The organism is Kribbella sp. NPDC050820, from assembly GCF_040653975.1.
Classification (GTDB): domain Bacteria; phylum Actinomycetota; class Actinomycetes; order Propionibacteriales; family Kribbellaceae; genus Kribbella.
Window position 1 is genome coordinate 328,737 of sequence record NZ_JBFAHB010000002.1, and the last position, 9,294, is coordinate 338,030.

At 69.7% G+C, this 9,294-nt stretch carries 9 protein-coding genes; 2 read left to right on the plus strand and 7 right to left on the minus strand.

Features of this window, described 5'->3' with window-relative positions; translation table 11 throughout:
• Window positions 1-250: 250 nt before the first annotated feature.
• The gene (locus AB0H36_RS03895; RefSeq protein WP_360516015.1) at window positions 251-1,021 is read left to right on the plus strand and encodes a BTAD domain-containing putative transcriptional regulator; all 771 of its coding nucleotides are present in this window, start codon (window positions 251-253) and stop codon (window positions 1,019-1,021) included.
• Here AB0H36_RS03895 and AB0H36_RS03900 read toward each other — a convergent pair whose 3' ends face one another.
• From AB0H36_RS03900 to ddaH, 7 genes are all read right to left on the minus strand, one after another.
• Window positions 1,022-2,263, minus strand: a complete 1,242-nt coding sequence (locus tag AB0H36_RS03900; protein ID WP_360516018.1) for a glutamate synthase-related protein — start codon at window positions 2,261-2,263, stop codon at window positions 1,022-1,024.
• A gap of 68 nt (window positions 2,264-2,331) precedes the next feature.
• A complete protein-coding gene (locus tag AB0H36_RS03905; RefSeq protein ID WP_360516021.1) occupies window positions 2,332-3,594 on the minus strand; it encodes an amino acid permease in 1,263 nt (420 codons plus the stop codon).
• 27 nt (window positions 3,595-3,621) lie between these two features.
• Window positions 3,622-4,629, minus strand: a complete 1,008-nt coding sequence (locus tag AB0H36_RS03910) for an asparagine synthetase A (RefSeq protein ID WP_360516024.1) — start codon at window positions 4,627-4,629, stop codon at window positions 3,622-3,624.
• Window positions 4,574-5,923 carry a methylaspartate mutase gene (locus AB0H36_RS03915; RefSeq protein WP_360516027.1) on the minus strand — a complete coding sequence of 450 codons (1,350 nt, stop codon included), beginning with the start codon at window positions 5,921-5,923 and terminating at the stop codon, window positions 4,574-4,576. The genes AB0H36_RS03910 and AB0H36_RS03915 overlap by 56 nt, the downstream gene beginning before the upstream one ends.
• Complete coding sequence (locus AB0H36_RS03920; protein WP_360516030.1) at window positions 5,920-6,384, minus strand: cobalamin-dependent protein; 465 nt, start codon at window positions 6,382-6,384, stop codon at window positions 5,920-5,922. Before AB0H36_RS03920 ends, AB0H36_RS03915 begins: the two co-directional genes overlap by 4 nt.
• A gap of 45 nt (window positions 6,385-6,429) precedes the next feature.
• Window positions 6,430-6,771: a hypothetical protein gene (locus AB0H36_RS03925; RefSeq protein WP_360516033.1), complete on the minus strand. Its 342-nt coding sequence runs from the start codon at window positions 6,769-6,771 to the stop codon at window positions 6,430-6,432.
• A complete protein-coding gene (ddaH, locus tag AB0H36_RS03930) occupies window positions 6,771-7,649 on the minus strand; it encodes a dimethylargininase (protein WP_360516036.1) in 879 nt (292 codons plus the stop codon). The genes AB0H36_RS03925 and ddaH overlap by 1 nt, the downstream gene beginning before the upstream one ends.
• A gap of 127 nt (window positions 7,650-7,776) precedes the next feature.
• Here ddaH and AB0H36_RS03935 point away from each other — a divergent pair, with 127 nt between their 5' ends.
• Window positions 7,777-9,192 carry a hypothetical protein gene (locus AB0H36_RS03935; protein ID WP_360516039.1) on the plus strand — a complete coding sequence of 472 codons (1,416 nt, stop codon included), beginning with the start codon at window positions 7,777-7,779 and terminating at the stop codon, window positions 9,190-9,192.
• Window positions 9,193-9,294 lie beyond the last annotated feature (102 nt).

Consider the following 9,294-nt stretch of genomic DNA (forward strand, 5'->3'; position numbering starts at 1 on the left):
CGCGCCAACGACTTGTCTCCGGGTAGTTGACGGCTCAGACTCACGGGAGGTAGCTCGGTAGTTACTCACTGAGGAGTCGTCGATGCCTGTACCGGGAGATCCGTCCGCCCGACGTTCTCGCGGTCGCGGAATGCCGCCGTACGCCCGCCGCGGCAGTGAGGTTTTCGTTCACTATGGGGGAGATCGACAGATGCGCGCTGTGGTACCAGCGGAGGATCCGGATCCACCGTTCGATGGGGCTCACCGACCGGTGAAGCTCCGGATGCTCGACGGCTTCCGGGTCGTCGAGGACCACCAGACCTTGTCCATCCCGCTCAGCGCGCGCCGTGTGGTGGCGTTCGTCGCGCTGCGCGGACGCTCCAGCCGTGCCGAGGTGGCCGGCACGCTCTGGCCGGAAGTGTCGGACTCGAAGGCGCAGGCCTGCCTGCGAACGGCTTTGTGGCGGCTGCGCCAGCTGACTCCGCACCCGCTCATCACCGGCGACGAGACGCTGCGCATCGCCGAGACCGTCGACGTCGATGTGAACACCCTCGTCACCGCGATCCGCCGGGTGATCAACGACGGCGAGTGCGGCGCCGATCAAGGGCTGCTGCCGACGCTGGCGGCGATGGGGGAGCTGCTGCCCGGCTGGTACGACGACTGGGTGTTGCTGGGGCGGGAACGGCTCCGGCAGCTTCAGTTGCACGCGCTCGAGCTGACCGCCCAGCAGCTGACCTGCTCAGGCCGGTACGCCGAGGCGATCGAGGCAGCCATGGCGGCGGTGCGGCTGGAACCCCTGCGGGAGAGCGCGACCAGGGTCCTGATCGAGGTGCATCTGGCCGAGGACAACGTGGTCGAGGCGATCCGCCGGCTCGAGTTCTTCCAGCGGAGCCTGGCCGGTGAGCTCGGGGTCGAGCCGTCGGAGGAGTTGGTGGACATGGTTCGCCGGCGGCAGACGGCACGGGATCCCCGCAGGTCCGTGGCCGATCTGCTGCGGCTGGACCGAGGCAGAAGCATGGCGCCCAGGACGACCCTGGCGTAGCTAAACCGGGCTCCACAGGTCCTCGGCGCCGAGTGCCTCCACGTGGTACTTGCCGAGGGCGCTGACGAGTAGTTGCAACTCGAGTGCCAGGCACTCGACCAGATTGGTCAGGCCGTGGTCCGGGTCGGTGTCCACCGCGATGAGCGCCGCCCGGCCCAGGCCGGCCGCGTTCGCGCCAAGGGCAAGGCTCTTGGCGACCCGTGCGCCTTCCCACATCCGTCCGGAGACCAGCAGGCAGGACGGATGCTGGGGAGTGCGGTGCTCGCCGATGCGTAGCAGGCACTCGCCGAGCGGAAGCCCGACGTGGCGAAGGAAAGCCTTCGGCGCCCAGCCGGTGCCGGCCTCGGCGCCGTCGACCGACACTGCGTCGGCGCCGGCCGCCCACGCCACCTGCGCTGCGGCTGAAACGTCCCGCGCGGGCGGCAGCTTCACCCAGATCCGGGCGCGCGGATAGTTGTTGCGCATCAGGCGGATCTGCTGCCGAAGGATTTCCTCCGTGAACGTGCCGGGGCTGCTGCTGCGCAGGACCCGGTCGCCGCCGAGCACCGGGTCGATCAGGTACGCACCCGCCAGCCGCTCGGCCGCGCCGGCGCCGACCAGCGTCATCCCGCCCAGTCCGGGTTTGGCGCCCTGCCCGACCTTGAGCTCGAACGCCAACCGGCCGGACTCCAGCAGTGGCAGGACATTCGGGTCGCTGTAGACCAGGTTCCACACCTCGGCGTCGGCGTCCTCGGTGCTCTGCTGCACGACCACTCCGCCGTACCCGTCCAGTGCTTCCTTCTGGTACGCGCTGATCCGGCCGAGCAGCGAGCGTTCCGCATTCTCCTCCAGCCGGCCGTAGCTGTTGACCGGCATGACGTTCTCGCCGACGACCATCGGGATGCCGAGCCGACCGGCCTGGCGAGCGGCCGCGATGCCGAGCGCGATACTCGCCGCCTCGGTCGAGCCGAACGCCGAGACGTACACCGGCAACGCGGACCGGAACCCGCCGACCGTCGTCTCCAGGACCACGTCGCGGTACACCGGCTCGCGGGCAAGCTCGATGAGCCGTTCCATCCGCTGTGGCACGAAGACCGGTGGCACCAGTCGCAGCCGGTCGATCGGGTCGGCCGACGCAGGCGCTTCCACGCAGTCGGCGCCGAACAACGCATGCCCGTAATCGTCGGCCGGCGGGAACGCGTCGGCAGCGCCGACGCTGGCGCGCATCCGGATCGCTGTCTCGGGAAAACCTTCGGCGTGCAAGGCTGCGCTCCTTCGGTCGGCCTTTGCACGGAAGAGCCGCCGACGGTCCGGCGAAAATACGTCCGGGCTCAGCGACGACGACGGGCGAACCTCAAGTAGAGCAGGGCGGCCACGGTCACGACCAACGGCCAGACCAGGTAAGGCCCGGCCATCAGCAGCAGAATCACGACGGCTCCCTGCGCCACGAGAGCGGCGAGACGAGCCTTGCTGCGGCGCGGCAGCAACTTGACCGCGGCTGCGACACCGACGGCGTACACCGTCACGAACAGTCCGGTCGTGAGCAAGACCAGGGACTGCGGCCCTACTCCCGCCGCCACCACAACCACGGCCGTGACCATCGACAGCACACTCAGTACGGCGAGACTGCGCCGCGGCACCACTCCGGCCGAGCTTCCGCGGGCCAGCCACGCAGGGAGCGCGCCGTCCCGCGCCAGCGCCGCACCGAGCTTCGAAGCTCCCGCATAGTAGGCGTTCATCGCGCCGAAGGTGAGCAGCAGCGCAGCGACTGCAGCCAGGACCCGGGCGTTGCCGCCGAGCCCGATCGCCAGCAGGTCGCCCAGCGGTGCGTCGGTCTCGGCGGCCTGCGGACCAAGAACGGTGATGGTAGCGAACGCGACACTGAGGTAGAGCACGCCGACGACGATGACCGCGAACGCGGTGGCTCGCGGCACGTCGCGGTCCGGCCGTCGAAACTCCGCGGTGAGATAGGTGACCGTTTCCCAGCCGACGAAGCTCCACACCAGCAGTGCGGCGGCCGGGCCGATCGCCTGCCAGCCGTGCGGCGCGAACGGCTGCAGGTTGCCGAGATCGGCGTGTGGCAGCGAGAGCACGACCGCCAAGACGAGGAACAGCGTCAGCACGCCCGCCAGGATGATCTGGACCCGGCCGGTCACCTGGATGCCGAACGCGTTGGTGGCCGGCACGATCACGAGCAGCGCCACCATGGTCGCGAGGACAGTGCTCTCACCGCCACCCAACCCCGCCTCGACGTAACCACCGGCCCACAACGCGGCAGCGGGACCGCCGACCGGAACCGACAGGAAGAAGCACCAGCCGACGACCGCTGCGGCCCGTTCACCGAACGCCAGTCGTGCGTACGTCGCGACCCCGCCGGAGTCGGGGTAGCGGGCACCGAGCGCCGCGAAGGTCGCCGCGAGGGGAGCGGACACGACCGCGAGACCCAGCCAGGCCAGCAACGACGCAGGGCCGGCGACGTCTGCGGCCAGCGCCGGCAACGCGATGACGCCAGTCGCCAGCACGGCTCCGACGTACAAGGCTGTGCCCTGTCCGAGACTGAGCCGGCCAGCCGGTGCGGACGCTGTTTCCACCATGCGCGACATCTTCGCCTGAACCGGCGGTCACGGCGAGGCGATGCCAGGAACCTTCGGGAACGCGCTGGCCTGCCAGACCGAGTCGAGCCCAGCGACGTAGCGCGTGAACCGCTCGAGGCCGAGACCGAACCCCGCACTCGGCGGTACGCCGTCCCGGAGCATCTGCAGGTACCACGCGTACTTGGCCGGGTTCTCGGCCGTCTCCCGCATCCGCGCGACGATGGTCGCGTAGTCCTGCTCGCGTTCGCTGCCGCTGCAGAGCTCGCCGTACCCCTCGGCGGCGATCAGGTCGAAGTTCCGCAGCATGCCGGGCTGGTCCTTGTTCTCCCGGTCGTAGAAGCCACGAGATCCCTTGGGGTAGTCGGTGACGAAGAACGGCTTGCTGGCCTTCTGCGACAGCTTCGCCTCGCCGACCCAGTCGAGCTCGGCGTCCGGACTCTGGTCGTGCCCCATCGCCTGCAGATCGGCGACCGCGTCGGCATGCGTACGGCGCCCGAACGGCGCGGTCAGCAGTTCGGTGAACTCACCGGTGTCCCGGCCGAGGCTTTCCAACTCGCCGGGCAGGTCTTCCATCACCCGTCGGATGACATGGCGGACCAGGTCCTCCGCGACCGCCATCGCCTCGTCCCGGGACGCGTTCGCCATCTCGATGTCGATCTGGTGGAACTCCGCGAGGTGCCGGCTGGTCGACGCGGTCTCGAGCGGCTCCAGCCGGATGTTCGGCGCGATGAAGAAGATCTTGTCGAACGACGTCAGCGCCGCCTGCTTGTAGAGGATTGCACTGGTCATCAGCTTGTACCGGTGCCCGTAGTAGTCCACGTCGACCTGCTTGGCTCCGCGCGCACCCGGGTCGGTGACCGGGCCGATGACCGGCGGCAGCAACTCCATGAACCCACGACCGCTGAGGAGCTCGCGGGCAGCCGCCAGCATCCGGTTCTGGATCAGCAGCACCGACCGGGTGACCGGTGCGGTCAGGTGCTCACGCGGACTGGCGGGCAGCCGGGCTTCGGTGGCCGGGATCCGGGTCTCCGTCATCTGGTGTGCTCCCTAGTGAGTCGGCTCGGTATTCGTCCTCGAGGCTGGCGTTGTCGAAGGTCCGCTCGACGTACGACAGCGAGGCGAGCAGCCCGGCTGCCGTCAGCTTGGTGGAGCCGGTCGGCCCGACCACGCCGCGGATCGGCATCGAGCCGATGGTCGCCCACTGCAGCCGCCCGGCGCTGTCGAGGTAGCTGCGGGCCTTGCCGGCGTTGTCCGGGTGCAGGCAGTACGGCACGTCCAGGTAGCCCCGGCGGAACGCGGTGGCCAGCGCCGAGCCGAGATCCGGACCGAGCTCGAGCACCGCCTCGATCAAGGCCTTCGCCTCCGCGTGGATGCCGGTGTCGACGACGTCGCCGGCGATCGTGATGCAGCGCTCCGCGGCCAGTGCGGCCGTCTCGAGGGCGGCGACGTTCTCGGCGAAGGTCGGAATTCGGTAGCCCTCGGCAACTGTCTTCACGATCAGCCGGGCCGCGCCGGTCCGGACAGCCAGCCGGGCTGCCTCTTCGAGGAGCCGGTTGGCGCCGTCGGCCGTCCGCGGGTAGACGCCCATGTAGGTGTAGACGACGATGTGCCAGTCGACGTCCGGCAACCACTCGGCGGCCAGCCGGCGCAATGCCAGCAGGGCCTCGGTGTCCTGGTCCGGGTTGGTCTGCTGGGCGTAGCTCAGGGAGACGCTGCGAATGCCGTGCTGGCGGAAGAACAGGCACTCCAGCACGCTCAGCGCGACCAGCAGGCCGGGCGGGCAGAGCTGGCCCATCATGCAGCCGCCGAAGCTCTCGACGTGCGGTTCGACCCCGGTCTCCCTGACCTCGGCCAGGAGGTCGCAGCTGCGGGCCCAGTGCGGGATCGAGTCCGCCAGCGGCATCCGGCTGTACGGCAGGCAGTAGGAGACCGGCCCGCCCTCGGTGGCGTGCAGCCCGGCCTGGATCAGCGCCTTGACGATCGGCTCGGGGCAGGGCGAGCCGTGCCGGATCTGCACGGGGAAGTCGGGGGCGACCACTCCGTCCAGCACCGCCCGGGTGGTGGCCAGCTCGTGCGCGACGATGGGGTAGCCGTTCAGCTCGACCCCGGACGCGAGGGCCGCGGCGGCGTTCGCGTTGTCGCCCATCCGGGTGTAGCTGTCGAGCGTGATCGTCCCGACCGTGGTCGCCGCCGCGGTCTTGGTGGCCAGGAGCCCGGTGCGCATGGCGCCGGGATCGCTGACCCCCATCCGCGGTTGCACCACGAGTCGGCCGGCCGCATGTCCGCGGGCCACGAAGTCACTGAACGAGCCGGTGCCCGGGACGTTCACGAAGCCTCGCCGGTGGTCAGCTGGCCGACGTACGACCGGAACGCGGCCAGTCCGGTGCCGTCCTCGAAGACCGCGCTGTACCCCGCGGCCGTCAGCTGGGCCCGGCTGCGGTCGCAGCCGGGGCCGGCGATCCCGAGCTTGCCGCCGATCACCATCGGAGTGCCGGCCAGCTGGGCATGGCTCCGAACCTGGCGGATCAGCCGCATCCCGTCGTGGAAGCCGTGACCGTTGACACTGCTGACCACGATCAGGTCGGGCTGCAGTCGCAGGCACTCGGAGACCATCAGCTCGTCCGGCACACAGGCGCCGAGGTTGTGCACCTGGTGACCGAGTTCTTCGAGGAGCAGCTGCAGTACGACGAGGTTCCAGGTGTGCGAGTCGGACGACACACTGGTCACCACAACGGTCAGGTCGCCGGCGCTGACGTCCGTGTCCGCGGCGACGGCGGCGGCGTGATCCATGACAAGCAGAGTGCCGAGCCGTCGTCCCGTGATACACGCGGCCGATCAACCGGGGGCGATCTCGTCCAGCTGCGAGACGCCGGTGGCGGCCTGCGGTCGGTACCGCTCCCAGCGTTCGTGCAGCCGGATCCGGCCGTCGGGCAGCAGCTCGGGCGTGCTCTCGCAGTGCCCCACGATGATGCTCCCGTCGGCCAGCACCATCGTGTAGCTGAACTCCAGTGTGTCGTCCGGACGGCAGATGCCGGTGAGCGACCCACGCCGTACCCGGCCGCCGCTGAAGTCCGCCCAGAGCAGGTCACCGCGTTGCCGGTACGACGCGACCGGAGCTTCACCGTCGTCCGGATCATGCCCGGCGGGGGAGAACCTCCGGCCGTCGTAGTCGATCATCAGCCACCTGCCGGACCGTGCAGCTCCAGCACGCAGCACTTCACTCCACCGCCGGCCCGCAGCAGCTCCGAGACGTCGAGACCGATCGGCTCGAAGCCGGCGTCCCGCAGCTTCGCCTCCAGCTGGGTTGCACCGGTCGGCATCAGCACGTTGCGACCGTCGGAGACGGCGTTCAGGCCGAAGGCGCCGGCGTCGTCTGCCGTGGCGATGATCGCTGTGGGGAAGAGCTCACGCAGGATCGCCTGACTGCCTGGTGTGAACGCGTCCGGGTAGTACATCACCGTCTGCTCGTCGAGTACGGCCAGCGCGGTGTCGAGGTGGTAATACCGGGCGTCGACCAGGGTCAAGCCGATCACCGGACGGCCGAAGTACTGCTCGCTCTCGACATGGGCACGGCGGTCGGTGCGGAACCCGTTGCCGGCCAGCAGCCAGGACCCGGCGGACAGGTAGTCGCCCTCACCCTCGTTGGCCGACTCCGCCTGCTCGACCTTCAGGCCGCGGCTGCGGAACCAGTCCAGGTAGGCCGCCGACTCCGCGTCCCGCTCGGCGTGCCGGAACCGCGCCACCAGCGCGCGGTCGCCCCAGACGGTGGCGCCGTTCGCGGCGAACACCATGTCCGGCAGCCCGGGCACCGGTGGGATCAGGTCCACGGTGTGACCGAGCTCGACCAGCTGGTCGTGGACCGCCTGCCACTGCGCCGCCGCAAGCGGCTGGGCGGTCGGCGTGCGCGGATTCATCCACGGGTTGATCGAGTAGGTGACGTCGAAGTGCGTCGGTGGGCACATCAGGTACCGGCGCGTGGTGCTGCGCCGGATCGCGGCGTCGTGCGGTGCTTCGGCGGTGGCCGTCGAGGTGCCGGCCTCGGAGATGGTTTCCATGCCGACAAGAGCGCGCCGGGGCCACGATCAGATACCTGCGCCGGGGAGTGTATTTCCGGCGTCCGCTCGGCGGCTCTGTCCGAGCAGGAGCGCTCTGACTCCGTCTTCCCACCGGAGGGTCCCGAACATGGTTACCGGCCTGAGCCGAACTGAACTCACTGCGCAGTACCTGGACGAGATCAAGCGACGCGGGATCTCCGCCGGCGAGCTCGTCAGCACCCAGCCCGAGTCCGTCGGGTTGCAGTCCTTCTATGGCGGCCGGTACCTGTCCCGGCCGCTGTTCCTCGGCACCGACGAATGCGATCAGCTGGCGAACGACATCCTGACCATGCACGCCGCGCTGATCAGCCTGCCCGACAAACTGTACGGCGGTGATCTGGCCGCGTTCGCCCGCTCCGTCGGGATGACCGACGTACAGGTGTCCGCCGTACTGCGCAGCCGTGGCGCGACCGTGACCAAGCAGAGTCGCGCCGACCTGTACATGGACGAGACCGGCTTCAAGCTGCTCGAGTTCAACATGGGCAGCGCGCTCGGCGGCATCGACCAGTCCGACATGGCCCGCGCGCTGCTCGACCAGCCCGTGCTCGCGGACTTCGCGAAGACGCACCGCCTCGGCTACGTCGACACGATGCGCGAGCAGGTCAACAACATGTTCGTCGAGTGCGGCTTCGAGTACGGCTCCCGGCCGGTGCTGGCGACCGTCGACTGGCCGAGCAGCTACGAGACCCTCGAGCCGTACATGCGGCACTTCGCGACCCGCCTGCACCAGATGGGGATCGACGCCCACGTCGGCCACATCGGGCAGCTCGAGGTGCGCGACGGCGGGGTCTGGCTGGGCGAGCGGAAGGTCGACATCATCCAGCGGCTGTTCATGCTGGAGGACCTGCTCGAGTACCCGGACGCGCCGGCGCTGATGGACCCGATCCTGGACGCCGCGGCCCGCGGGGAGGTGAAGATCTTCACGCCGCTGGACTCGGAGATGTTCGCCAGCAAGGGCGCGCTGGCCGTGCTGTCCGACGAGGCCAACCGCGAGTACTTCGACCAGCAGACACTGGCCAGCCTGGACCGGATCCTGCCGTGGACGCGGATGGTGCGCTCCGGCCCGGTGACGATGGAGGACGGCAGCCAGGTCGAGCTGCTCGACTACGTGCTCAGCCACCAGGACGACCTGGTCCTCAAGCCGACCTCACGGCACAGCGGGGAAGGCGTGCTGCTGGGCTGGCGCGACGACACCGGTGCAGAGCTGTGGGAGGAGCGGGTCCGGGAAGCCCTCGACGGCCCGTGGGTCGTGCAGCGCCGGATCCGGCCGGTGCCCGAGCTCTTCCCGATGCCCGACGGCGACCCGGCGCCGTGGATCGTGAACTGGGGCGTCTTCACCGTCGTCAACGGCTTCGGCGGTGTCTACGCCCGCGCCGCCACGGTCGAGTCCGACCTCGAGGTGGTCCGGCTGTTCGCCGGCGCCTCGGTCGGCTGCTGCCTGCAGGTCCTGCCGGAAGACTCCGACGTCGAGCCAGGGACCGCCCTGCCGGTACGGAAGCAGTAAGCCCACAAGGGAAAGGGCCGGGAGGGCGGAAGTAAGCCCTACCCGCCCCTGGAGAATTTTAGGTGATGTGGGCGCGTGAGGTGTTGGTGCAGGTGCCGCCGC

Bases quoted from the DNA above. Each gene is read 5' to 3' on its own strand.
- AB0H36_RS03925 (WP_360516033.1), bottom strand. From the start codon at position 6,771: ATGATCGACTACGACGGCCGGAGGTTCTCCCCCGCCGGGCATGATCCG.
- AB0H36_RS03920 (WP_360516030.1), bottom strand. From the start codon at position 6,384: ATGGATCACGCCGCCGCCGTCGCCGCGGACACGGACGTCAGCGCCGGC.
- AB0H36_RS03910 (WP_360516024.1), bottom strand. From the start codon at position 4,629: ATGACGGAGACCCGGATCCCGGCCACCGAAGCCCGGCTGCCCGCCAGT.
- AB0H36_RS03905 (WP_360516021.1), bottom strand. From the start codon at position 3,594: ATGGTGGAAACAGCGTCCGCACCGGCTGGCCGGCTCAGTCTCGGACAG.
- ddaH (WP_360516036.1), bottom strand. From the start codon at position 7,649: ATGGAAACCATCTCCGAGGCCGGCACCTCGACGGCCACCGCCGAAGCA.
- AB0H36_RS03935 (WP_360516039.1), top strand. From the start codon at position 7,777: ATGGTTACCGGCCTGAGCCGAACTGAACTCACTGCGCAGTACCTGGAC.